This window comes from Staphylococcus sp. GDX8P80P (genome assembly GCF_017893095.1).
Classification (GTDB): Bacteria; Bacillota; Bacilli; order Staphylococcales; family Staphylococcaceae; genus Staphylococcus; species Staphylococcus borealis.
In genome coordinates this window covers 1-23231 of the sequence record NZ_JAESMI010000037.1, presented here as the reverse complement: position 1 = coordinate 23231, position 23231 = coordinate 1, and the positions used below count along the sequence as shown (strand labels likewise).

Sequence of the window (23231 nt, the reverse complement as noted above, 5' to 3'; positions counted from 1 at the left end):
CATTTTCTCACCCTTATATACTTTACAATGTTTTAATTGTCTTGTAAATGGACTAAAGTACTAGATTTGAATTTTACCAGCTTGATTTTTTAACACCAGGAATTTGTCCTTTATGTGCATGTTCTCTAAATGCGATTCTAGACATTTCGAATTTTCTCATGACACCTCTTGGACGGCCTGTCACTTTACATCTACGAGTTAAACGTGTTGGAGAAGAATCACGTGGTAATTTACGTAATGCTTCATAATCTCCTTTTGCTTTTAATTCTTGACGTAATTCATAATATTGATTTACTAATTTTTCTCTTTTCATTTCTTTAGCAATTTTAGATTTTTTTACCATTTGAGTCACTCCTATTTTTATAAATCGTAATTATTACGTTTTATATAATAACATATGATTTTAAATTTACAAGACGAATAACTCAATTTAATAAATTAATTGCAAACATTCGTGATCATTAAAAACGAGAAAACGTTTATTTTGAATGATCATGACTATTATAAATGGACAGTATTCTTACGATCATTATCATATCAATTATTACGTCAAATTAAGAAAGCAGCCTAATGAGACCCCTCATAAAACTGCCATATTATAAGTATTTGACTAATCGTAGAAAAGAGGCTGAGACAAAATAAAATGTCTCAGCCTCTATTATCATTTTGGCAATAGTTGATGATTTGAAATACGCTTAAACCAAGCTATTTCAAACCTAGTCAACCTAGCCTGGGGAGGACAATGAAATAAATTTGAGAAAATATTGTTTCTGCCCTACTTCCCATTGTTAACTTTATCTTTATTGTCGTATTTAAAAGATAAGATATTATTTAGTTTCACGGTGTAGCGTGTATTTATTTAATCTTGAGCAATATTTTTTCATTTCAATACGCTCAGGATTGTTACGTTTGTTTTTAGTAGTAATATAATTACGATCGCCACATTCTGTGCAAGCTAATGTTACATTAACGCGCATAATTAACATCCTTTCTTGTTTAACTAGGAATACTTACGATTTAAAATTTTACCATAATACAATGTTCAACGCAATTGAATTTTTTCAGTACTATTTAAAATTTTCGTAAGTTTCGTCGTTAGTACCTTCTAAATCAACATCATTGATATCGATTTCTAAGGCTTTGGCAACACCTTTACCATATTCTGGATCAGCTTTATAGCAATGACGGATATGTCTATGTTTAACATCTTCACTCACACCATCCATTGCATTTGCTGTGTTTGTAAAGATTCTTTCTTTCGCATCATCTGATTGTAAACGGAATAATTTACCTGGTTGTTCAAAGTAATTGTCATCGTCTTGTCTTTGATTATATTCGTAGCCATCACCGTCTACAGGGAATGCTGGTTTTTTATATTCAGGTTGTGATTGATACACACCTTTATTATTTGGATAGTAATGTGGGCCTCCACCTTGGTTACCATCAAGGAATCTCATTTGGCCATCACGACTAAATGGACACATGTTTTCAACACCAACACCTTTAGGTTGGTTTACAGGTATTTGCCAGTGGTTAACACCTAATCTATAACGTTGTGCATCACCGTATGAGAATAGTCGACCTTGTAACATTTTATCTGGTGAGAAGTCTAAACCAGGAATAATGTTTGTTGGTGCGAACGCTGCTTGTTCTACATCCATGAAATAGTTTTCAGGGTTTCTGTTAAGTTCAAATTCACCGACTTCAATTAATGGATAATCACCTTTGTACCATACTTTAGTTAAATCAAATGGATTATCTGGGTGATTTTTAGCTTGTTCCTCTGTCATGACTTGGATATACATTTTCCATTTAGGATAATCGCCGTTTTCGATTGCATCATATAAGTCACGTTGAGAAGATTCTCTGTCTTGACCTACAATTTCAGCCGCTTCATCATCAGTATAATTTTCGATACCTTGTTGCGTTCTGAAATGATATTTAACCCATACACGTTCACCTTCATCATTGTACATAGAATATGTGTGCGAACCGAAACCATGCATATGGCGGAAGTCTTTTGGCATACCTCTATCAGACATTAAAATAGTAACTTGGTGTAACGCTTCAGGTAAACCAGTCCAGAAGTCCCAGTTATTTTGTGGACTTCTCATATTAGTACGTGGATCTCTTTTAACGGCACGGTTTAAACTCACAAATAATTTAGGATCTCTAAAGAAGAATACAGGTGTATTGTTACCTACTAAATCCCAGTTACCTTCTTCAGTGTAGAATTTTAGTGCAAATCCTCGGATATCCCTTTCTAAATCGGCAGCGCCACGTTCACCTGCTACTGTTGAGAAACGTGCAAACATTTCTGTTTGTTTCCCTACTTCTGAAAAGATTTTAGCATTTGTATATTTTGTAATATCATTTGTAACAGTAAAGGTACCAAATGCACCTGAACCTTTCGCGTGCATACGACGTTCAGGAATGACCTCACGATCAAAGTGAGACATTTGCTCTAAGAAATAAGCATCTTGCATTAATAGAGGACCTCGCGGACCAGCTGTCATACTGTTTTCTCTATCTGAAACTGGGTGCCCAAACAAACCAGTCAATCTTTTATCATCTTTCGCCATAGTTAATTCCCCTTTCAGTTATTTATAATAATTATAATTTAGAATCTACTATTAATAAACCCATAAGTCCTATAATTGAAACATTTTCAATAATCTGTAAAAAGTCAGAAAATTTAAAATTTTTAAGCTAAATTGTTCAAAAGTTATTGAATACTGTCTTCAAAAGGATTAAAATGGTTTGTATATTTTAAATTTTAGAATTAGGAGTCATCATATGGAAGATAACAATATGAAACGTGGTCTTAACTCAAGACACATATCTATGATTGCTATAGGTGGCGCAATTGGTACAGGGCTTTTTGTAGCAACAGGTAGTGTTGTTGCTCAAGCGGGTCCTGGGGGCGCTATTTTAGCTTATTTATTAATCGGAGTAATGCTTTACTTTTTAATGTCATCAATCGGTGAACTAGCAACTTTTTACCCTGTTTCAGGATCATTCAGTTCTTACGCAACGCGATTTGTAGACCCTTCTCTTGGCTTCACTATGGGATGGTTATATTACATTATGTGGTCATTAGTATCTAGTGTAGATGTAATGGTAGCTTCAAATGTGCTTTATTATTGGGACGTATTCAAATTCTTTAGTCCACTTACTTGGAGCTTAATTTTTATAACTATTGTATTTTTATTAAATATTTTTACGGTTAAAGCCTTTGGAGAAACTGAATTTTGGTTATCACTCATAAAAGTTGTAACTATTATTATATTTATCATTGTTGGCTTCTTGATGATTTTCGGTATTTTAGGTGGTCACACGTATGGTTTTGAAAATTATACAAAAGGTGACGCTCCATTCGTAGGCGGTCTATCTGGTTTCTTAGGCGTACTATTAGTAGCCGGCTTCTCAGTTGGTGGTACTGAAGTTGTAGCAGTAACTGCTGGTGAATCTGACAATCCACAAAAGACAATGCCTAAAGCTGTTAAACAAGTATTCTGGAGAATTTTATTATTCTACGTATTATCTATAGGTGTCATTGCGGCTATTATTCCATATACAGATCCATTATTATTAAATGAGAATGAATCCGTTTCACAAAGTCCTTTTACAATTGTATTTGATAGAATTGGTGTTGCATTTGCCGCTTCAGTTATCAATGCTGTTATTTTGACATCATTATTATCAGCGACAAATTCAGGTGTCTACACTACAAGTAGAATGTTATTCTCTTTAAGTGATGAGAAACAAGCACCTAAATTCTTAAGTAAATTAAATGATAAATCTAAACTACCATTACGTGCATTAGTAACAACATACATTTTAATTGTCGCAATTATCATTATTGCTAATTTCTATTCAAATGCTGTGTTTAGCTTATTAAATATAATAGGTTCATTGGTCATTATTGTATGGGCAGCTAGTTCGTGGGCTCAAGTTAGATTACGTAGGGCAATTAAACGCCAAGGTCAAGATATTAATGAACTATTACCTTACAAATCACCTTTATATCCACTAGGACCAATTTTAGTATTTGCAACTTTAATTTTCTTATATTTTGGTAATTCTATTGGAGATTTATTTGATGGTAATATAGGCAAATTCTTCGTTAATATTCTGCCAATCATTATCTTAGGGCTTATTTTCTTAGCTCATAAAATAATCAGAAAAACAAAATTTGTAAAATTAAATGATATGGATATTACACCACATCATTATCATAACGATTAATTAAATCATTGAGTGCGAGAAACTAAAAGTGGATTAACCGCTTTTTGTTTCTCGTATTTTTTATAGTTACAATATATTGATTATTTTCGAAAAATCAGTTATCTAGTATAATAATAGTAAAGATGATGACTTAGAGGTGAATAGCAAAATGGTTGGTCAAACAAACTTATTTGATGATGTCATTAAAAGTGAAGAACGTTTCGTTATCGTTGTACAATCTCTCGAGGAAAAAAATGGTCAATTGCTAAAACGTACTTTAAGAGAGTACCCTAGCCTTGAACATGACCAAATGGAGAATTTGTTTACGCATTTAAAGGATGTATTTAGTACAGAGCCATTTGGTGAAAATCAGTCTGCGTTTACTATTACAGTCTATACCAATTTAGATTATGCTGCGGACCAAGTTTATGCTTATGTTAAGCGCTATAAAGGTAAACATGAATGGACACATACTGCTAAATAAATATAAAAAGGCATGAGAATAAGCATGGCTTGTTCATCATAGTTTTAATGATGAACATACACCGCACTCATTTCTCATGCCTTATTTTGTACTATAAAAGTTCTTTCAATGCCTCTGGTATGCCATTAGAATCGTTATCTAACGTTATTTTATCCGCAATCGCTTTAAGTTCTTCATTGGCATTTCCCATTGCAATCGCACAACCAACGACTTCAAACATAGATTGATCATTCAAACTATCTCCAAAACAAATCACGTCAGATAATGATATATTCATTTTCTCACATAAAGCTTTTATCGCATTACCTTTAGAAACATCTTTAGCCATAAATTCTAAAAAGAATGGTTTACTTGTTGTCACGTCTATTTCCGAATTAAAACGTCCATGCAGGTCGTCACGTACTTTAGAGATATTCGAAGCATAATCAACACCCATTGCTTTAGGTACATCTTCTTTGATATATGCTTTAATATCTTCGACGCGCTTCATAGGTAGTCCCGTAAGTTCAGATTCAATATCTCTATATTCGTGATCACCATCATGAATGATGTATCCGTCTTGATAAGTCAATATTAAGAAATGGTGTTTACGACAAAAATCTGCAATAAGGTCAAAATTTTTCTTCGATACACTTTGACTCACTTCTACTTCTTCTGTAGACACTTTGATTGTTTTGCCACCATTGTAACTAATGATGTAACTATCATGTACATCTAATTGAAGTTCTTTAGCAATGGGCAACATACCTTCAGTAGGTCTTCCTGAAGCTAGCACTACTTTATACCCTTGGTTCTGAATATCTATTAAATAATCTTTTGTTTCTTGACTTACTTTATTTTCACTATTAATTAATGTATCGTCCATATCCATGACAACCATTTTATAATTATTCATATCTGAAGTGTACTCCTTTCGACATTTCACTCTTTTATATTTTACAATAAAATTTATGAAGGATACACAATTTCTTCTACAACACCTATTTCATTAATTGTAGCTAGTTCAGAATGACATGACGCAACTTGTTGTCTCAATGCTCTGACTAATTGCCCACTTTTCTCTTTACGACTCAATGTCAATATTGTAGGCCCTGCACCACTTATCACTGTCGCATAGGCATCGTATTGTTGAGCCAATGCTTTAACCTCTTTAAATTCAGGTATTAAATGCTGACGAAATGGCTCATGAAAGCCATCCTGAGACATCATTTTTCCAGCAAGTTCATACTTATGTTGAATTAATGCACATAGCATCGTGTTACTAATTGCACTACTTTGAACTGCACGCTTATGAGAAAATTGATCAGGTAATACATTACGAGAATCCTCAGTCTTTAATTCATATGTAGGTATAGTTAAAATGATATCAACGTTTGGTACATCAATATGTGCTACGTTCGTTTCATTAGTTTCGGGATTATAATAACCTGCTAACAAACCACCATATATTGTAGGTGCAACATTATCGGGGTGACCCTCAATTTCTGTTGCTAATTGAAGTAGTTCGTATTTAGATAGTTGTATATTGCCAAAATAGTTAGCAATATATAATGCACCTACTAACGCTGATGCAGAAGATCCTAAGCCTCGTGCTAAAGGAATATCACTTCTCATTGAAATACTTAAGCTAGGCAATTGAACATTATATTTTGATGCAACCTGTTGCGCTACTTTATAAACATAATTCTCCTTATTATTAGGAAGTGACGCTAATTCAGAATTCAGATACGTAAATTCCCAATTATCCCCTTCAATTCGTTCCACATAGAGATGCAAATATTTATCTATAGCCATACCTATGGAATCGAAACCAACGCCTAGATTAGCCGTAGACGCTGGTATCTTTAAGTGCAATTGTTCGCTCATTTTACAAAGCCCCTTTTATGTAATCAATAATACTTGATTTATCGTTAGGAAGCGGTTGAATCGGATTATCTAAAATCGAAATAGCAGTGTCAGGATCTTTTAATCCATTACCAGTTAAAATTGCCACTACTTTTTTACCTTTAGGTAGTCGACCTGCACGATGTAATTTAATTAATCCAGCAATTGAAGCATTACTAGCCGGCTCACTAAACACACCTTCTTTAGATGTCATTAATTGATAAGCTTCTAATATCTCTTCATCTGTAACACTATCAATTAATCCTTTAGACTCATCTAACGCATTAGTAGCTTTAGTCCAACTCGCTGGATTACCAATTCGAATGGCTGTAGCAATTGTTTCAGGGTTTTTAATCACTTTATTTTGTACTATTGGTGAAGCACCTTCTGCTTGGAAACCAAATAATCGCGGTAATTGACTACCTTTTTTCTCATGATATTCTTTAAACCCTTTCCAGTAAGCAGTAATGTTACCAGCATTACCAACTGGAATTGCAAGTATGTCAGGTGCTTGTTCTAATTGCTCAACAATTTCAAATGCACCTGTCTTTTGTCCTTCAATACGATAAGGATTTACAGAATTAACTAGTTCAATCTCTTCGTCATTTTTAGCAATTTCCTTAACTATTTCCAACGCTTCATCAAAGTTTCCTTCAATTGAAACGATTTCAGCACCGTACATTACAGCTTGCGACAATTTACCAAGTGCAATCTTTCCTTCTGGAATAACCACAATTGCTTTTAGTCCAGCTCTTGCTGCATACGCAGCTGCGGAAGCTGAAGTGTTACCAGTAGATGCACAAATGACGACTTTCTTCCCTTGTTCTTTCGCTTTAGTAACAGCCATAACCATTCCTCTATCTTTGAAAGAACCTGTTGGATTTGCACCTTCATATTTTACATATAAATCAATATCTAACATGTCCGATAAATTGTCACAATGAATCAATGGTGTATGACCTTCATTTAAAGTTAACTTTGGTGTGTCGCTATTAACTGGTAAATATGCTTTAAACTCATCTACTAAACCTTGCCATCTTTTCATAAACATTAAACCCCTTCAACTGGATAAATTTTCTCAATATTAAAATCAGCTTTACTTAAAACGTCTTCCGGTGATTGATCTAAACCAACAATAACTACACCATAAGATTGATCATCTCGCTGTTCAACCTGTAGTGATTTGTGAAATGGTAACGTTTCTTTCAATAATGATTCAAATTTTTCTTTTGATAAGTCACTTTTTAGAACGACATAATAATTTAACTTCTCTTGAATGGATACTACATCTTCCGTATCCATCAGTTCTCGTGTTGCATCCGTTTTCAGTTCAAAGTGTGGCGGTAATGTATGTGTATTTGATTCAAAGAATAATGCAACGTTTAATAAGTCACTTACAACGGCACTACCAGTAGCTAGGCTACCTGCGCCTTTCCCATAGAACATTGTGTCACCTACTGCATCTCCTACGACATAAATAGCATTATATTCATCTTCAACTGTAGCTAGTTGGTGGGATTTATGTATTAATGTTGGTTCAACTGATGCGTTCACTTTACTATTTTGATAAGTTCCCTTACCAATTAGTTTGATTTTATAGCCTAATTTATCAGCTACATTGATATCAGATAGCGTTGTTTGGCTGATACCTCGAACCTTAACATCATTTAATTTAATAACTTGGTTAAACGATAAATAAGACGTAATAACAACTTTGCGCGCTGCGTCAATGCCTTCTACATCATCAGTTGGGTCTGCTTCAGCAAATCCTAATCGTTGTGCTTCATCAAGTGCTTCTTCAAACGTTGTTTGTTCGCGCGTCATTTTAGAAAGAATGAAGTTAGAAGTACCATTGAGTATTCCCATAAACTTAGAAATATTATTCGCATTCAATCCATTATTAATTGCATTTACAATAGGAATACCGCCAGCAACACTCGCTTCAAACTTCAACGCAAGTCCTTTCTCTTCTGCTAAATCTTCTAATAATTTTAAATGTACTGCTAATAAATCTTTATTTGCAGTGATGACATGTTTCCCGCTCTTTAACGCATCTCTCAACCAATCTACAGTCGGCTCGATACCACCCATAACTTCAATGACAATATCAATGGAATCATCATTTAAAATTTCATTAACATCTTCAGTTAAATGATATCGGCTAATATTAATAGGTCTTTTCTTAGTTTTATCACGTACTAAAATATGTTTAATAACAATATCTTTGTTTAACGTATCAATGATTTGTTGTCGATTTTCTTCAATTATTTTAACTACGCCTGATCCAACTGTCCCTAGACCAAGTAAAGCAATATTTAATTCTTTCATATTTTTATCTTCCCCCATTTGTATAATTGAGAAATACAATTGTCTTGTTGAAATATACTTTGTTTTAGTATACTATTAAACCATATTAAATTGATAGGACTTTTTAGCATAAAATGTAAATACTTAGCTATATATTATCACGTGATATCAGAAAATTAAATAGAATTTTCTGATTTTTTAGAAAGGTTGATTAGGTATATGAAAGTGGCAAAATTCGGCGGTAGTTCAGTTTCAAATGCAACACAAATTAAAAAAGTCCTAGATATCGTAAATAGTGACCCAGAACGTAAAATTATCATTGTATCTGCACCAGGAAAGCGACACAAAGATGATGTTAAAACGACAGATCTTCTTGTTCGATTATACGAAAAAGTACTAAATAACCTTAATTATCAGGATAAAAAGAAAGAAATTATTCAACGATATGCTGATATCTTACAAGAATTGGATATGGATACGTCGTTATTAACTGTGATTGACGAGACATTAGAAGAAATTATTTCAACTTTAAAAGAAGAACCTTTAAGATTGTATGATGCACTTCTATCTTGTGGCGAAAATTTTAATGCACAATTAATTGCCTCATATAATGATTCACAAGGCTTTAAAACGACTTATCTTTCACCTAAAGATGCAGGTATTCTAGTAACAGATTTACCACAGCAAGCACAAATTTTAGAAGAAGCATATGAACAGATAAGTAAATTAAGAGATATTGAAGGCAAAATTATTATCCCTGGATTCTTTGGTGTATCAAAGAATAACTACGTTGTTACCTTCCCTAGAGGTGGTTCTGACATTACGGGTGCAATTATTGCTAGAGGAATTAGAGCATCTCTTTACGAGAACTTCACTGATGTATCAGGTATTTTCAAAGCGAATCCAAATATTATTCAAAACCCCGATCTTATTGAAGAGATTACCTATCGTGAAATGCGTGAATTGTCTTATGCGGGATTTAGCGTCTTCCATGATGAAGCCTTGCAACCACTTTATAAACATAGAATTCCAGTGGTTATTAAAAATACCAATCGCCCTCAAGATAAAGGAACATTTATTCGTCATGATAGAGATGTAAGTGATAAAAATGTCATTATTGGTATTAGTTGTGATAAAGGATTTACTGTAATTAACATTAAAAAATATTTAATGAACAGACAAGTTGGCTTCACTCGTAAGGTACTTGAAATATTAGAAGACTATAATATTTCATTCGACCATATGCCTTCAGGGATTGACAGCATCAGTATCATTCTCCGTACACATCAATTAAAAGGTAAAGAGAAAGATGTACTCAATGCGATTCGTAAACGTTGTGATGTCGATGAATTAAGTATCGAGCATGATCTAGCCATACTAATGATTGTTGGCGAAGGTATGAATAAAGCGATTGGCACAGCGAACACGATCACGCATGCTTTAGCAGAATCCAATATCAATTTAAAAATGATAAACCAAGGGTCATCAGAAATTTCAATGATGTTTGGTATTTCAATTGAAGATGCAGATAAAGCTGTTTTGTCTACATATGAATATTGTTATCATGGCGTTTGTTTAAAAAACTTAAATAAGCGAGCATAATTAAAAACATCTAGTATTTAAGTAATCATGTTCCTTTACATTTTACTTAAATATTAGATGTTTTTTATGAATGATTATTGGCTAAAGCTTCTTTTATACGTTGCTCACCCACAACTACTTTCAAAATTACAAATTGATAATAGCTTAAAGAGTCTAAAACCATTTTGTAGTTAGGTAATTGATGATAGTTTTGGTTATCTAATAAATCATACATTAATACAATTTCTGGCTTAATATAATCTACGCCCCACGTCAATGAATGAAAGTATATGCTATTCATAGGAATACGAATATTATTATCAAGTCTAAATATCCATTCTTCATTCACCACATCATAAATGAAGATATTTATTAACAATTGTTGGTTAAACGTAATATCTATGTGCGCTATTTCTGGCACACTTAGTTGATTACGATCCATTAACGCATTATTTTTATCATAATAATTTAATTGATATGTGGAAGGAATTACTTTTAGTACTTCGACGAGTTGCTTGCGCTCTACACAAATGTCGACTCTAGAAGGTAGAATAAAATTATCACTTAAAAATAACTGCATTGCGACTTCCCCGTGAAATTTGAATGAAGTACGACATTTATTTTTTAATATTTTAACTAGCTCTTCTACATGTTGTTGATGTTCCATATTACTACCTCCAAAGGAAACGCTTTCATATACTAATTATACATATACTGATTTGAGTTTTCAATTTACGAATTGTGAAGTATTATTAAAAATGATGTTAAAAAAATGATTGATATGACTAATAATTAGATTATTTTTATTAATTTAACAATTTAACTTAATTTATATTTTGTTGAACTACGCAAATATAATAGATATAATTTATATGTTATTTCATATCACTCACATCTTTAAGATTACAATAAATGAGTGATATAAAATGAAAAATTCGAACATAGGTGATGAATTATGACATTAACAATTATCTTGGTTGTTATCATCGTTATTCTTATTTTAGCGTTCATCTTAAATCAACGTTATATGCAAGATAGAGTTGATACAGAAGTTTACGCGAGAAATCAGATGGTAACAAAGAATGCGTCGCTTAGTAATGAAAATTTAGAACTCAAAAATCAAATGCTTAGTTCTAATAATGACGTAAGCTCACATGCTAAACGAAACGCAAAGCACGTTTTAACTGGCATACTTGATAAGTATAAAGACGAAGGAAAGTTAAAATTCTATGATATTATAACGACAAGTAATTTAGCTACTAAGCATCCTTTCTTTGAATATGCTAGAACGTTTGATTATATCGTCGTTTCAGATGTTGGTTTAATCAATATTGATGTCAAAAACTGGAAACAAAAGACATTTTATCACTTTGATGCACCAGTTGACGATGATATGCAAATCGACACAACTGATGTCAATCAAATTGTTGGTCATTATGTTAGCAAACAATATCATAGTCAGTTCGATTCACCACGAAGTGAGATTTATACTTTCATCGAAAAAATCCAAAGTAACCGTGTCATTTATGAATTTTATGATCATGATCCATATGAACAGGCAGCAATTAATTCTAAAATTCTAAAAGACGGTATTGAAAATCACTTTAACCATAAAGTACAAAGTATCGGTGTCGTTGACTTTAGTGATGGTAGTGTCAATATCATTGAAGGTTCAGATGAAAGAGCTCAATATGTGGATACTGTTTCGACTAAGTCATCTCTTGAAGCGGTAATCAAAAATGCAATTGATTTATCTAAGCATCCGCTTTCTGAAGAACAAGTGACTAAAATTGTAAATAGCTTTAATAATTAATGCATTAAACAAGCGATTGACATTCCATCTTTTTACAGATACACGTGTCAATCGCTTAAATTTTTAACTCCATAAATTCACTTTATCTTTTTTAGCTTGTTGTTCGCCTTGTTCGAATATATGACGATATTTGCCATTTGGTGAGAAATACTTTTCACGTGCTAATCCTTTTTTTACTAATTCTTCGTTGTACATCGTGTTATCATTCAACCACACATACGCCAGAGTTCGTCCATAACGATCCTCTTTTTCTTTATCATATTCTAAGTATACATCTTTTCCGTTTAGATGTTGTTTACTATAATTTGACGCTTCTTTACCATAAGGTTGAACTGGTGTGTTAGGTTTTACTGTTTCTGGTGTATCTACACCAATAAGCCTAACTTTAATTTCTTTGCCGTCTTCATTAGTTGCCACAAAGGTATCACCATCTACCACACGTTCTACATGTACTTTTTCTTTATCTTTCATATTAGTAGAATTTGATGAAGATTGCGTGCCACTATTTTTAAATGGACCTGTATGATTAATAAATTGAAAAGCTAAAACGCCTATTACTAAAACTGCTAATACTATGATGCTAAGGGATTTTTTCGAATTCACAGTTGTCACCTACACTTTTAATTTCAATAATAAATATCATATATAAATTAAAATTAATCGTCAATGGCTTCTTAATTTTATTGAACAAAGTTAGACTCAACCTTACACGCAATAAGTGAATTGTTGAGTCATACCATGCTATAATAAATGCGTTAGGAGTGACATAGATGTCTGAGAAAAATGAAAATTTAGTGACAGTTATAGCTGTTATCATAGCTATTATTGTCGGGGTGATTCTTCAAATCGTCTATAAATTACCTATTATTGTATCTGTCGTAGTAGCGATATTATTAGGCGTGTTAGTAGGATTTATTGCTTATATTATTCAATCGATCGTACGTAAAAGAAAAAACAAATAATAACAACAATGACAACACTATTATTTTTAAGGTGACGTATCATATTTGAAATGGCTAATTAAATTGAGAAAGTTGTTATATTCGTTTTTCTCAACTTTAGTTATCATTTCGAGCATGGTACAACAATGAATCGCATAAAACATTTTAGAAGTAAAGCTAATTGGGAGCGAGACTATGAATTAAAATTAAATTCTGTCTAACTCCCACATTTTTTTATATTTAAGGTTAATTTTTAAAATTAGTGGTATGTATAAGAAATACCTTAATTGTATAAAATTAATTATAAAAATGGATGGATTTTTAAGTAGCTACAAAAGCCTCATCATCAAATCAATTAGCGAGGTGTCATTATGGAAATTATAGACGTCATTATAGATCATCACGGTCTAATATATAAAGTTCAAACACAAAATGGCAATGTATTCGAGCATACCTTGTCAAAAGACACCCCTCCAGATAAAGTAGCGCAAGTGTTACGTTTATTAGCTACTCATGTCGACAATTTAGAAAAGCAAGAAAAGAATAAGTAATATATTTAAAATGTCGCGCTCAACTTCAACGTACGCGATTATTTGTAAACAAAATGCAGAACATAAAATCATCTGTTTTCGGTTACTGAAGTATAGTAACCTAAACACAGTTTTATGTTCTGCACTTTTATGCAGTCTATTTGATGAAATTAATCCAATACTATATCCAACCTTTATCGTTCGCTTTTTTCCAAGCATCAAAACGATTCTCCGCTTCGAGCTTATCAATAATGTTAGACATATAATTTCTTACTGTCCCATTTGAAAGATAAAGCTTATCCGCAATTTCTTTATTACTTAACCCTTCTCCAATCTCACGTAGTACTACTTGCTCTTTATGCGTTAGAGGATTGGCCTCTTTAAATAAAGATGTCATTAAAGATGTACTATATTCTTTTTCGCCATTTAAAACTTTGTGAATGGTGGTAACTAAATCGTCGACTGAGCGTTCTTTTAAGACATATGCGTCGACATCGTTCGCAACTGCTCTTTCGAAATAACCAGGCCTTTTGAAAGTCGTAACAATAATTACCTTTGTTTTAACTTTGTGTTCTCTTAATTGCGACAATACCTCTAAGCCTGTCATCCCTGGTATTTCAATATCGAGAATAGCGATGTCGGGCTGATTATGCGTAATGCATTCCAATGCATCAACACCATTATCAAAATCATTGATTACTTTTAAATCATCATGAAATTCAATTAATTGTATCATTGCTTTACGTAACATATTTTGATCTTCTGCAATCACGATTGAAATCATTGTATACCTTCTCTCGGAATCATTATATCGATGGTCGTACCCTGTTTAGAAGTGATATGAATAGTACCGTTTAATAACGCTACCCTATCATTAATACTTTTTAAATTCACTTTATTAGGTTGTTTCAAACCTATACCATTATCACTGATGGTGAATTGAATACCTATGTCATTACTTTCTATTTTCCCGTTAATTTCAGTGGCTTGTGCATGCTTAATCACATTGTTAACTGCTTCTCTAAGTATCATAGATAATATGGTTTGTTTAGTTGGATTAAGAGAACTCGCGCCTCTTTTATTTTCAAAATGAAAGTGAATATTCGTATCCTGTAATATTTGCGCTATTGATTGAATTTCCTCTTCAAAACTTTGTACTTTTAAATTTTCGATAATGTGCCTTACTTTCTCCAATGTTTCTTTCGACATTTCATTTATATTTAAAATTTCTTTCTTAGCGGCTTGAGGATCTTTATCAATCAGTTTCGCTGCTAACTCTGATTTCACACTTAAACTTGCAAATACATGACCTAATGTATCATGCAAATCTTGACCGATTCTGTTGCGTTCTTGCTCAGCAATTAAAATATTAATATATTTATTCTTTTCCTCAATTTGTTGGCGATATTGTCTTTCTTTCACAATTTTAAAATTACCAAACAATATCGCTAAAATGACAATATAATATATAATAATACTCACAACATATAAGTGATTGGAATGTAAAGTTGTGATGATGATACAAGCAATCATTGAACTTATTAATAAAACAAATTCGATTGATTTAACCCCTTTTTTAAATAAAAATGGTATTGCAAAAGCACTGAAGAAGAAAAATAAGCTCAATGACGGATTGTATGCATATACAAAATAGATTATCGCTAAAAAGTGAATAATGAATAAAATTAAGTTCATTCGGCGGCTCAATGTTTCATGAAATAGAATTAACCCTGCATATGCAATCGTAAAAATGATGACTATACAAAGATTAATGAAAAAGCTTTCATGTCTCCACGTTAAATATAAACCATAATAAGGAAATATTAAGTAAATTAAAGATGAAATTTCTCCCATTTTAGCGCCTAAACTACGTTTCATTTAATCCACCTCTTTCTTCTTATTAATTAATAATGCAATACCTAAAAAAATAATGCTATAAATACCTAAAATAAGGAACGATTGAAGATTAAAGCCATGACCTTTACCTAGTTCAAGTGCCAAATGACGTAAATGATACGTTGGTGTTAACTTAGTAATGGTTTGCATCCAATCTGGAAACGTACTTACTGGGAACCATAAACCGCCAATAATCGCTAAAACAATATTAAGTAAATTTGCTATACTACTCGCTTTCTGTGTTTCATTAAATTGCGTAATAATTAAACCTAAAGTTAGAAACATGCTAGCACCTAACCATAGTGTTACACCAGATAAGATCCATTCACTTGGTTTAAGTGATACACCTTTATAGAAATGGGCCACACTATATAAAAGTACAATTGAAATAAAAAATAAAGTCATTGTTTTAAGTATTTTAGCTAAATAATAATTTAGTGCAGTGATGGGTGTAGATATTATTTTTTTATACCATCCATTATTCCTTTCATCTATAATTTCTAATGGAAATTGCATTAAACAGAAGCCCATTAAACTAAATACAGTCATACTATACATATATTCTTTATAAAAAACTTTTTTTGCATCTTCTGGCATATCAATTAAAGATGTAAATAGTAAGTAGAACGCAAGCGGAAAAACAAATGCCATAAATGACGAAAATTTACGTCGCAACAATAATTTATATTCAAAATTGAGTAAAGTCATTGTCTTTAACATAAGCTATTGAACCACACTTTCTTCATTTGAAAACATATGGTCCAGTAAAGATTTCTTATAAATTGTAATTTGGTTTAAATCTATTTGGATTTTAATTAAGTTCATAATGACTGACTCAACATTTTCTGAATGTATTTTTAAATTATTATTCATAATATCTATATGGTATATTTCTGAAAGTTGATGATATTGGTCTTCTGTATATTTCATGACTTCAATAATAGAATTATTTTGACTAAACAAGATATTTTGCGGTGTATCATTAAGTTTAACCTTACCGTGCTCTATATACACAACTTTGTCAGCCATCCTTTCGACTTCTTCAATATAATGAGACGTATACAATATGGTCATTCCATCTTGTTTGAGATAACTAATCAAATTCCAAAAATGTTCCCTCGTTTCAATATCCATTGAAGTGGTTGGTTCATCTAATATTAAGAATTGAGGCTTTCCTATTAAAATGAGTACAAAATCTAATATTCTTCTTTGCCCTCCTGATAATTTATTAGCATATTGATTCATTTGGACATCCGTAAAATGCGTTAATCTTTGAAACGTTTCAAATGTCATGGGATTTGGGTATAATTGTGCATATAAATGATATAACTCTTTCACTTTAATGAGCTTAGGCAAATGTGTAGTTTGAAATAATATCCCCATATTCTTCGACGAAATTAGATTTGATGTATCCTCAATAGATCCACTATTCGCATGTTTATGACCAATTAGTATATCAATTAATGTTGACTTGCCTGCGCCATTTTTTCCGATTAAAGCTGTACATTTTCCTTCTTCGATATTTAAAGTAATGTTATCTAATATAGTCTTCAGGCCAAACGATTTATTCAATTGGTTGATATTTATCATTACGAACTCACATCCTTATCATTTATACATCTATCTTATTCTTTTATCGAAGCTGAAATTAGTTCATAATGTCATGACTTTACTATGACATTTGTCATAGTAAAATGATGACAAAATAGCAAAAAAGATTAAGCAACTCAGTGTCGCTTAATCTCATAAATAGGTTAATCCATTAGATTTAATAGAGAAACAAAATGCCTTCTCCATTTAACCGGCAATAACCGACAAGTAATCTTATTAGATTAGTTTGTGTATGTTCTTATTCTGAATACTATAAAATTGGTGATACTAATTTTGCTATATCTTCTTTTATTTTAATTGAAAGTGGACGTTTATTATATGCGTCTAATGTTAATAATTTAGATTTTTTAATATCTTCTTCATAAGCATTTCTAATTTGTTTGGCGATATTTTCATCATAGATAAATGCATTCACTTCAAAATTTAATGCGAAACTACGATAGTCCATGTTAGCGGAACCAACACTGCATATTTCATCATCAATTATCATAACTTTAGAGTGGATAAAACCATTTTGATACGTATAAATTTTCACACCACTATTTAATAGTTCAGCAGCATTTGAAAACGTCGCCCAATATACGAATGGATGATCTGGTTTACATGGAATCATTAAATGTACATCTACGCCAGCATTCGCCGCCATTTTCAGTGCATTGATATAGGATTGATCTGGAATAAAGTAAGGACTTTGCATATAAATAGATTTTTTGGCGCTCATAATCATTTTAGTATAGCCGTACTCTATTTGATGTAACTCAAAAGCAGGTCCACTTGAAGCAATTTGTATAGCTGATTTACCTTTATGCTGATTCTTTTCAGGGAAATATTTCTCATCATATTCAAATTGTGGACGATGTGCTTGTGAATTCCAATCTAAAATAAAACGTATTTGTAATGCATCGATGGCATTACCTTCAACACGAATATGCGTATCTCTCCAGTACCCTAACTTACCAAGTCCTAAATAATCATCACCAATATTAAATCCTCCGATGTATCCTACTTGTCCATCAATAATTATAATCTTTCTATGATTCCGGTTATTCATTCTAAAATTGACAAGTGGGAACTTAGAGGCAAAAAAGGCTTCAACTTCGCCACCTAGTGATTGGAAATGATGAAATTTTGACATTCTTACTTTCTTAGAACCCACATCATCATATAATATTTTAACTTCCAAACCTTCTTTAAGTTTTGTTTCTAATGCATCTATTATACGATGACCTAAGCCATCAAGTTCAAATGTATAATATTCTAAATGAATGTAGTCTTTCGCATTATAAATATCTTCAATCACTTTGTCGTAAAGCTTGTGGCCATCCGTAAATAAATCAATATGATTATCTTCTGTTAGAAATGCATCTTGCTTGTTTAATAACATTCTAATAAGATCCCTATGTTTCGTTACTTGCTGATTATGAGTTTGATAACGATATGCATCAAATTGTTTAACTTGTTCATCTACTACACCTTTAAATGTATCCAATTCTTTACCATTATTTTTCTCCGTTTTCCTTTTTGAAACTGTTCTTCCAAAAAATAAATAGAGTATAAACCCGATTAATGGTAAAACAAATAATACAAAGAGCCATGCCCATGTTGATGATGCACTACGTCTATTTCTTTCTAAAAAAATAATAATAAACGCTAATATTAGATTTATCACAAATCCTAGTGCTAATATAATCGTAAAAAACGTCCCCAAATCTGGGCCGAACATAAATTTCATAAAATAATACTCCTATTTAATTTTATAATTTGGATTTATCTATTCAATCAATATATTACTTGGCATTTAATATTATAATTGCGTTAAGTACTTCTTCATTATTGGGGAATTTACGTTCTTCTACTTTATCAATCGAAATATTCATAACTTCATATTGGCTACCTTCATCACTTTCAAGATATACATTAATCTCTTTTTCTAGCTCATCCAGAGTTTTTTCTTGAATTTTTTTAAATTTGATTTTGCTCATTTTATAACACTCCATTTCAACTTATTTGTTTAAATCATAGTCTTTTTACATTTAAATCGCAAATAAATTTACACTTCACCTTTTTAATTAAAACGCTTACAATTTTATATTTAAAATATTAAATTCACATAAGTGCTAAATTATTGTATACTAAAGTCATTCTATTAAATTTTCAGAATAATTAAACTATTTAGATTGTGGGGTATTATATGATTTCTTTTGAAAATGACTACCTTGAAGGTGCACATGAAAACGTATTACAACGATTACTTGATACCAATTTAATCCAGGCCTCTGGTTATGGTGATGATCAATTTTCAAAGCAAGCAGCAGAAAAAATTAAATCAGCCATTAAGTGTCCAGAAGCGACTGTACGATTCTTAGTTGGCGGAACGCAAACCAATCAAGTTGTGATTAATTCAGTATTAGAGCCATATGAAGGTGTAATTTCAGCGGATACAGGTCATGTCGCTGTACACGAAGGTGGTGCGATTGAATTTAGTGGTCATAAAGTGTTAGCGATACCATCTCACGAAGGTAAAATTAGATCAAAAGAAGTGAATGAATATTTAGATACATTTTACAATGATTTCAAACGCGAACACATGGTCTTTCCGGGAATGGTTTATATTTCACACCCTACAGAATACGGTACTTTATATAGTAAAGAAGAATTGAAGAATCTTGCTGACGTGTGTAAAGAACATAATGTACCTTTATTTATGGATGGTGCGCGTTTAGGCTATGGTTTAATGAGTGATCAAAGTGATTTAAAATTTGAAGATATTGCTAAATATTGCGACATCTTTTATATAGGTGGTACTAAAATAGGTGCGCTATGTGGTGAAGCCATCGTATTTACTAAAAATAATGAGCCAAAACACTTTACCACTCGTATCAAACAACATGGTGCATTACTTGCTAAAGGTCGCTTAGTAGGCGTACAATTTCTAGAATTATTCACTAATAATTTATACTTAGATATTAGCCGTCATGCTATTAATATGGCTAATAAAATGAAAAAAGGATTCCTTGAAAAAGGCTATCAACTTTACTTCGATTCACCTACCAATCAACAATTTTTTGTACTTAGTGAAGAAAAGATTAAAGAATTGAAACAAAAAGTAAAGTTCGCGATTTGGGAGAAACATGACGATAATCATCGTGTCGTACGATTTGCGACAAGTTGGGCCACTACCGAAGAAAATGTAGATAAGTTATTAGAGTTAATTTGATATCTGAAAAACAGGACTTCCTAAAAGGAAATCCTGTTTTTAATGAAATTTAAAATAAATACCGGCTATAATTAAAATTAATCCAAAGAGTGCTATAACTTTTTCTTTTTTAGATGGTTCTCGTTTTTCTATAGTGACTTTAATATTAAATTCCACTTTTTTATTCTCCTTATAAAAGTTTAAGCAATCAAGTTAATCACATTCACTACCACGTTAATATTGAATTTTAAGTAGTATAATACAATATTATACTTTGTTTTATTATATTAGTCACCTATAGTTTAAAGTACTGCCCTTTATCATACGCCTATTCTATTAATAACTTTTTGATAAGCTTCAAGCACTTGTGGATAAAGATAAATTATTCTAGATCCAACCCAACGAGTTACTTCGTCAATTTTAGGTTCACAGACTATTTTATTTTGAAGCCTTGATTTACTTAATCCAGTCAAAGTTACTAAATTTTTAATACCTACTGAAGCATATTGTCTCTTACAATTTTGCAATATATTATCTAGTTTCTCTTCAATCAATTTATGCATAAAATCTTCGTCAATATGGATTGTTATATTTCTCATACTTTCTCACTCCATCTATTCTAAATTAATAATTATGGTTTTAAATTTAATTTATTAAGCTGGTTATTAAAGTCAGTAATACTAATATAAATATACCTATAGTTAAATATAGAAATATTTGCTCCCTGTTGAATTTCATGTTGTTAAACACTCCTTTTATTTCTTAAAAAAATTAACCATAGCTAACAATAAAGTAACTACATTAATATAAAAAGTTAACTTTCTTCTCAAATCTCTACTCATAAAATTCGTCTCCTTATAAATTATTAACTATTTCATATGTCTTACTTGAGTCGATAGTTCTCATATTTTTAGACCAACTTTTTTATTTAATTATATTATATTAATTTTATAATATAACACACAAGTGTAAATTTAAGTTTTATCGCAAGATATTGAAGCGTATTTTAGTTCAGCAATTAAATTAGTGTTTTCTACAATGTCTATGGTTTGATCATCAAAGTTTTTTACACCTGATTCGCTAAGCATTGAACGCGTTTCATTTCTCATTTGAGATAATGCCTTTTCAGCTTTTAATGCTTCATTCTCTTTCAAAAGTTTTCTATCTCATATTAGCTTTTTTGGTTTTTATTCATCTTTCCCAGTTTTTCAGCTTCTTGAATGGGAGTGGGACAGAATTCTTTTAAATACGTCGTCCACTCCCAGCTTGCTTTGCTTGTAGAATTTCTTGATGAAATTCTCTTTGCTGGGGCCCCGACCCCAACTTGCTTAGCTTGTAAAATCACTTTCGTGATTTTTTGTGTTGGGGCCCCGCCCACCCCCGCAAGGATGGCTAGAACTGAGAAAAGTCTGATTTAAGCGCCTTCTCAGTTCAGTCAGCTACTGCGAATTTGCTAGATAGCATTATTATATTATTTATGTCCCAGACTGCATCAGATTTTCTTCTTTCTTTAGCTAGTGCGATTGTTCATTAGGTGTTTCTAAATTCTCATTGCTTTTTGTTTCTTCAGTAATATTACTTTGGTTGTTTTCCATGAGATATACCTCCGTTTATAGTCTGTCGACTTTTCATTCCATACTTGCTTTTATAACGTCATCAGCACGTTTTGGACATAAAAAATAACCTTCCGTAGAAGGTTAAAAAAGTGTATAAAAATAGCACCACTTTCTATTTATATGGGTAGAAAGGATGCTACTCTTTAGATTTTTGATTTTTAGTTTTAGCTTCTAATTCTTTTGCTAATTCCTTAAAAGATTCACTTAATTCTTTTGCAGATACTTTTCCATCTAACTTTGAAGGTAACATTATTAAAATCATCTCACTTTAAATTTAATCATATTCATATTATAAATTTGCTTCAGCAAATTTTCAATGTGATTTTCAGTATATACATTAAGATTAGAAAAATATTTAGCACATAACTTTCTAACCTCTATATCATTAATATTATCTGTTTTAGTTATAAATTTAATTTGTCCTCTATTAGTGACAATTGTAATCGTTTTTATTGATTGATGCTTAAAAAATGTATATATCATATGCAGAAAAACTAGATTGCCCAGGATGCTTGTGTAGCATAGTTATAGAATTTTCTTTACTGTTTATTAATAAATTATTCGCCTTACTTCCTGGTTCAAATGAAACACTATCTTGATTTCCATATACTTTTATAACTTTGCCATCTTTTAATAAATATGCAACTTCATTGCTATCATTGTTTTCTTTGGCATCTTTGAGAAGTGCTTTATGTTGTTCTTGTATAAATTTATTTTCTTCTGTTGTATGTGTGGGAATATCAATATATCTTACTTTATCAATTGCTTGATCAGTAATATTAATTTTCTTACCTAATATTTTAGCTTGTTTAAGTTCATTTTTTCTTTGTTTTTGTTTTGTCTGATACTTACCTTTACGTTCAGTAAAGAATTTATCCCGCCAGTTTCCCACATGCGGTACTGTAGTACTTCTGCACCAAGGGTGCATTGGTGGAGCATTAATACCAGGTATCATATCTTTAACTTTAAATACTTTACCATTTAATGAGTGACAAATTTCAGATGTTTTCTTGTCTATTTTGGCTACATATTTGTACTCTCCTTCTTCACCTACTTCTTTTAAATAGGTTAGTTTTTGCGACTCTGCTTGTACTCTTGCTGATTCAGTAACTAACAATCTACTAGCATTATAAGTAGTGGAATTT

At 31.6% G+C, this 23231-nt stretch carries 26 protein-coding genes and 1 pseudogene; 7 read left to right on the top strand and 20 right to left on the bottom strand.

Translation table 11 applies throughout. The features are described 5' to 3' along the window. Positions 1 to 73: 73 nt before the first annotated feature. The 3 genes from rpsN to KA858_RS04770 form a co-directional block, all read right to left on the bottom strand. Positions 74 to 343 (bottom strand): 30S ribosomal protein S14, encoded by a 270-nt coding sequence (gene rpsN / locus KA858_RS04780; protein WP_210135149.1) that lies wholly within the window; start codon positions 341 to 343, stop codon positions 74 to 76. A gap of 484 nt (positions 344 to 827) precedes the next feature. Next, positions 828 to 977 carry a 50S ribosomal protein L33 gene (rpmG, locus tag KA858_RS04775; RefSeq protein WP_210135148.1) on the bottom strand — a complete coding sequence of 50 codons (150 nt, stop codon included), beginning with the start codon at positions 975 to 977 and terminating at the stop codon, positions 828 to 830. Positions 978 to 1067: 90 nt separating this feature from the next. Continuing rightward, positions 1068 to 2582, bottom strand: a complete 1515-nt coding sequence (locus KA858_RS04770) for a catalase (RefSeq protein ID WP_053029391.1) — start codon at positions 2580 to 2582, stop codon at positions 1068 to 1070. Positions 2583 to 2796: 214 nt separating this feature from the next. On the opposite strand from KA858_RS04770, the gene KA858_RS04765 reads away from it, so the two are divergent. Both KA858_RS04765 and KA858_RS04760 read left to right on the top strand, forming a co-directional pair. Next, positions 2797 to 4248, top strand: a complete 1452-nt coding sequence (locus tag KA858_RS04765) for an amino acid permease (protein ID WP_070855570.1) — start codon at positions 2797 to 2799, stop codon at positions 4246 to 4248. 148 nt (positions 4249 to 4396) lie between these two features. Beyond that, a complete protein-coding gene (locus KA858_RS04760; protein WP_053029389.1) occupies positions 4397 to 4711 on the top strand; it encodes a hypothetical protein in 315 nt (104 codons plus the stop codon). 91 nt (positions 4712 to 4802) lie between these two features. Here KA858_RS04760 and KA858_RS04755 read toward each other — a convergent pair whose 3' ends face one another. From KA858_RS04755 to KA858_RS04740, 4 genes are read right to left on the bottom strand one after another with little or no spacing between them, the layout of a single operon-like run. Continuing rightward, positions 4803 to 5606, bottom strand: coding sequence for a Cof-type HAD-IIB family hydrolase (locus KA858_RS04755; protein WP_075108752.1), 804 nt, complete (start codon positions 5604 to 5606; stop codon positions 4803 to 4805). A gap of 53 nt (positions 5607 to 5659) precedes the next feature. Then, positions 5660 to 6577, bottom strand: a complete 918-nt coding sequence (gene thrB / locus KA858_RS04750) for a homoserine kinase (RefSeq protein WP_210135147.1) — start codon at positions 6575 to 6577, stop codon at positions 5660 to 5662. A 1-nt stretch (position 6578) separates the two neighbouring features. After that, on the bottom strand, positions 6579 to 7640 hold the full coding sequence (gene thrC / locus KA858_RS04745; protein ID WP_210135146.1) for a threonine synthase: 1062 nt from the start codon (positions 7638 to 7640) through the stop codon (positions 6579 to 6581). Between the two features lie 5 nt (positions 7641 to 7645). Beyond that, the gene (locus tag KA858_RS04740; RefSeq protein ID WP_053029385.1) at positions 7646 to 8923 is read right to left on the bottom strand and encodes a homoserine dehydrogenase; all 1278 of its coding nucleotides are present in this window, start codon (positions 8921 to 8923) and stop codon (positions 7646 to 7648) included. Positions 8924 to 9121: 198 nt separating this feature from the next. Between KA858_RS04740 and KA858_RS04735 the strand changes: the two genes are divergently transcribed. Beyond that, positions 9122 to 10504 (top strand): aspartate kinase, encoded by a 1383-nt coding sequence (locus KA858_RS04735; protein ID WP_053029384.1) that lies wholly within the window; start codon positions 9122 to 9124, stop codon positions 10502 to 10504. A 64-nt stretch (positions 10505 to 10568) separates the two neighbouring features. Here the strand turns inward: KA858_RS04735 and KA858_RS04730 are convergent, their stop codons facing one another. After that, on the bottom strand, positions 10569 to 11150 hold the full coding sequence (locus KA858_RS04730) for a hypothetical protein (RefSeq protein ID WP_075108756.1): 582 nt from the start codon (positions 11148 to 11150) through the stop codon (positions 10569 to 10571). Positions 11151 to 11438: 288 nt separating this feature from the next. On the opposite strand from KA858_RS04730, the gene KA858_RS04725 reads away from it, so the two are divergent. Beyond that, positions 11439 to 12296: a hypothetical protein gene (locus KA858_RS04725; RefSeq protein ID WP_210135145.1), complete on the top strand. Its 858-nt coding sequence runs from the start codon at positions 11439 to 11441 to the stop codon at positions 12294 to 12296. A gap of 63 nt (positions 12297 to 12359) precedes the next feature. Here KA858_RS04725 and nucI read toward each other — a convergent pair whose 3' ends face one another. Then, complete coding sequence (nucI, locus tag KA858_RS04720) at positions 12360 to 12899, bottom strand: thermonuclease NucI (protein WP_193839389.1); 540 nt, start codon at positions 12897 to 12899, stop codon at positions 12360 to 12362. Between the two features lie 167 nt (positions 12900 to 13066). Here nucI and KA858_RS04715 point away from each other — a divergent pair, with 167 nt between their 5' ends. Together KA858_RS04715 and KA858_RS04710 are read left to right on the top strand one after the other, a co-directional pair. Next, a complete protein-coding gene (locus KA858_RS04715) occupies positions 13067 to 13258 on the top strand; it encodes a hypothetical protein (protein ID WP_053029380.1) in 192 nt (63 codons plus the stop codon). A gap of 350 nt (positions 13259 to 13608) precedes the next feature. After that, entirely contained in the window at positions 13609 to 13788 is a 180-nt protein-coding gene (locus KA858_RS04710) for a hypothetical protein (protein ID WP_193839390.1), read from the top strand. Positions 13789 to 13948: 160 nt separating this feature from the next. On the opposite strand, the gene KA858_RS04705 is transcribed toward KA858_RS04710, so the two are convergent. The 6 genes from KA858_RS04705 to KA858_RS04680 all read right to left on the bottom strand — a co-directional run bounded on the left by KA858_RS04705 (position 13949) and on the right by KA858_RS04680 (position 19256). Then, positions 13949 to 14551 (bottom strand): response regulator transcription factor, encoded by a 603-nt coding sequence (locus KA858_RS04705; protein WP_053029378.1) that lies wholly within the window; start codon positions 14549 to 14551, stop codon positions 13949 to 13951. Then, on the bottom strand, positions 14548 to 15645 hold the full coding sequence (locus KA858_RS04700; protein ID WP_210135144.1) for a sensor histidine kinase: 1098 nt from the start codon (positions 15643 to 15645) through the stop codon (positions 14548 to 14550). Before KA858_RS04700 ends, KA858_RS04705 begins: the two co-directional genes overlap by 4 nt. Next, positions 15646 to 16383, bottom strand: coding sequence for an ABC transporter permease (locus KA858_RS04695; protein WP_075108761.1), 738 nt, complete (start codon positions 16381 to 16383; stop codon positions 15646 to 15648). It lies immediately after the preceding gene. Between the two features lie 3 nt (positions 16384 to 16386). Beyond that, positions 16387 to 17253 carry an ABC transporter ATP-binding protein gene (locus tag KA858_RS04690; RefSeq protein ID WP_210135143.1) on the bottom strand — a complete coding sequence of 289 codons (867 nt, stop codon included), beginning with the start codon at positions 17251 to 17253 and terminating at the stop codon, positions 16387 to 16389. A 271-nt stretch (positions 17254 to 17524) separates the two neighbouring features. Beyond that, positions 17525 to 19006, bottom strand: coding sequence for a cardiolipin synthase (gene cls / locus KA858_RS04685; RefSeq protein ID WP_210135142.1), 1482 nt, complete (start codon positions 19004 to 19006; stop codon positions 17525 to 17527). A gap of 55 nt (positions 19007 to 19061) precedes the next feature. Then, entirely contained in the window at positions 19062 to 19256 is a 195-nt protein-coding gene (locus tag KA858_RS04680; protein ID WP_210135141.1) for a hypothetical protein, read from the bottom strand. A gap of 209 nt (positions 19257 to 19465) precedes the next feature. Between KA858_RS04680 and KA858_RS04675 the strand changes: the two genes are divergently transcribed. After that, positions 19466 to 20491 (top strand): threonine aldolase family protein, encoded by a 1026-nt coding sequence (locus KA858_RS04675; RefSeq protein WP_210135140.1) that lies wholly within the window; start codon positions 19466 to 19468, stop codon positions 20489 to 20491. Between the two features lie 299 nt (positions 20492 to 20790). On the opposite strand, the gene KA858_RS04670 is transcribed toward KA858_RS04675, so the two are convergent. From KA858_RS04670 to KA858_RS04660, 5 genes and pseudogenes are all read right to left on the bottom strand, one after another. Further along, positions 20791 to 21069 carry a hypothetical protein gene (locus KA858_RS04670; protein WP_210135139.1) on the bottom strand — a complete coding sequence of 93 codons (279 nt, stop codon included), beginning with the start codon at positions 21067 to 21069 and terminating at the stop codon, positions 20791 to 20793. Positions 21070 to 21444: 375 nt separating this feature from the next. Next, positions 21445 to 21624, bottom strand: a complete 180-nt coding sequence (locus tag KA858_RS04665) for a hypothetical protein (protein ID WP_245342032.1) — start codon at positions 21622 to 21624, stop codon at positions 21445 to 21447. A gap of 431 nt (positions 21625 to 22055) precedes the next feature. Then, positions 22056 to 22149 (bottom strand): annotated as a pseudogene (locus KA858_RS12795) (hypothetical protein); the annotation flags it as partial. A 73-nt stretch (positions 22150 to 22222) separates the two neighbouring features. After that, complete coding sequence (locus tag KA858_RS12790; RefSeq protein ID WP_481906467.1) at positions 22223 to 22336, bottom strand: hypothetical protein; 114 nt, start codon at positions 22334 to 22336, stop codon at positions 22223 to 22225. Between the two features lie 213 nt (positions 22337 to 22549). Beyond that, positions 22550 to 23231: minor capsid protein (locus KA858_RS04660; protein ID WP_245342030.1), on the bottom strand; the 682-nt coding region annotated here is incomplete at its 5' end.

Excerpts from the sequence above, each read along its gene's own strand:
- rpsN (WP_210135149.1), bottom strand. The coding sequence starts at position 343 with ATGGTAAAAAAATCTAAAATTGCTAAAGAAATGAAAAGAGAAAAATTA.
- rpmG (WP_210135148.1), bottom strand. The coding sequence starts at position 977 with ATGCGCGTTAATGTAACATTAGCTTGCACAGAATGTGGCGATCGTAAT.
- KA858_RS04770 (WP_053029391.1), bottom strand. The coding sequence starts at position 2,582 with ATGGCGAAAGATGATAAAAGATTGACTGGTTTGTTTGGGCACCCAGTT.
- KA858_RS04765 (WP_070855570.1), top strand. The coding sequence starts at position 2,797 with ATGGAAGATAACAATATGAAACGTGGTCTTAACTCAAGACACATATCT.
- KA858_RS04760 (WP_053029389.1), top strand. The coding sequence starts at position 4,397 with ATGGTTGGTCAAACAAACTTATTTGATGATGTCATTAAAAGTGAAGAA.
- KA858_RS04755 (WP_075108752.1), bottom strand. The coding sequence starts at position 5,606 with ATGAATAATTATAAAATGGTTGTCATGGATATGGACGATACATTAATT.
- thrB (WP_210135147.1), bottom strand. The coding sequence starts at position 6,577 with ATGAGCGAACAATTGCACTTAAAGATACCAGCGTCTACGGCTAATCTA.
- thrC (WP_210135146.1), bottom strand. The coding sequence starts at position 7,640 with ATGAAAAGATGGCAAGGTTTAGTAGATGAGTTTAAAGCATATTTACCA.
- KA858_RS04740 (WP_053029385.1), bottom strand. The coding sequence starts at position 8,923 with ATGAAAGAATTAAATATTGCTTTACTTGGTCTAGGGACAGTTGGATCA.
- KA858_RS04735 (WP_053029384.1), top strand. The coding sequence starts at position 9,122 with ATGAAAGTGGCAAAATTCGGCGGTAGTTCAGTTTCAAATGCAACACAA.
- KA858_RS04730 (WP_075108756.1), bottom strand. The coding sequence starts at position 11,150 with ATGGAACATCAACAACATGTAGAAGAGCTAGTTAAAATATTAAAAAAT.
- KA858_RS04725 (WP_210135145.1), top strand. The coding sequence starts at position 11,439 with ATGACATTAACAATTATCTTGGTTGTTATCATCGTTATTCTTATTTTA.
- KA858_RS04715 (WP_053029380.1), top strand. The coding sequence starts at position 13,067 with ATGTCTGAGAAAAATGAAAATTTAGTGACAGTTATAGCTGTTATCATA.
- KA858_RS04710 (WP_193839390.1), top strand. The coding sequence starts at position 13,609 with ATGGAAATTATAGACGTCATTATAGATCATCACGGTCTAATATATAAA.
- KA858_RS04705 (WP_053029378.1), bottom strand. The coding sequence starts at position 14,551 with ATGATTTCAATCGTGATTGCAGAAGATCAAAATATGTTACGTAAAGCA.
- KA858_RS04700 (WP_210135144.1), bottom strand. The coding sequence starts at position 15,645 with ATGAAACGTAGTTTAGGCGCTAAAATGGGAGAAATTTCATCTTTAATT.
- KA858_RS04695 (WP_075108761.1), bottom strand. The coding sequence starts at position 16,383 with ATGTTAAAGACAATGACTTTACTCAATTTTGAATATAAATTATTGTTG.
- KA858_RS04690 (WP_210135143.1), bottom strand. The coding sequence starts at position 17,253 with ATGATAAATATCAACCAATTGAATAAATCGTTTGGCCTGAAGACTATA.
- cls (WP_210135142.1), bottom strand. The coding sequence starts at position 19,006 with ATGAAATTTATGTTCGGCCCAGATTTGGGGACGTTTTTTACGATTATA.
- KA858_RS04680 (WP_210135141.1), bottom strand. The coding sequence starts at position 19,256 with ATGAGCAAAATCAAATTTAAAAAAATTCAAGAAAAAACTCTGGATGAG.
- KA858_RS04675 (WP_210135140.1), top strand. The coding sequence starts at position 19,466 with ATGATTTCTTTTGAAAATGACTACCTTGAAGGTGCACATGAAAACGTA.
- KA858_RS04670 (WP_210135139.1), bottom strand. The coding sequence starts at position 21,069 with ATGAGAAATATAACAATCCATATTGACGAAGATTTTATGCATAAATTG.
- KA858_RS12790 (WP_481906467.1), bottom strand. The coding sequence starts at position 22,336 with ATGTTACCTTCAAAGTTAGATGGAAAAGTATCTGCAAAAGAATTAAGT.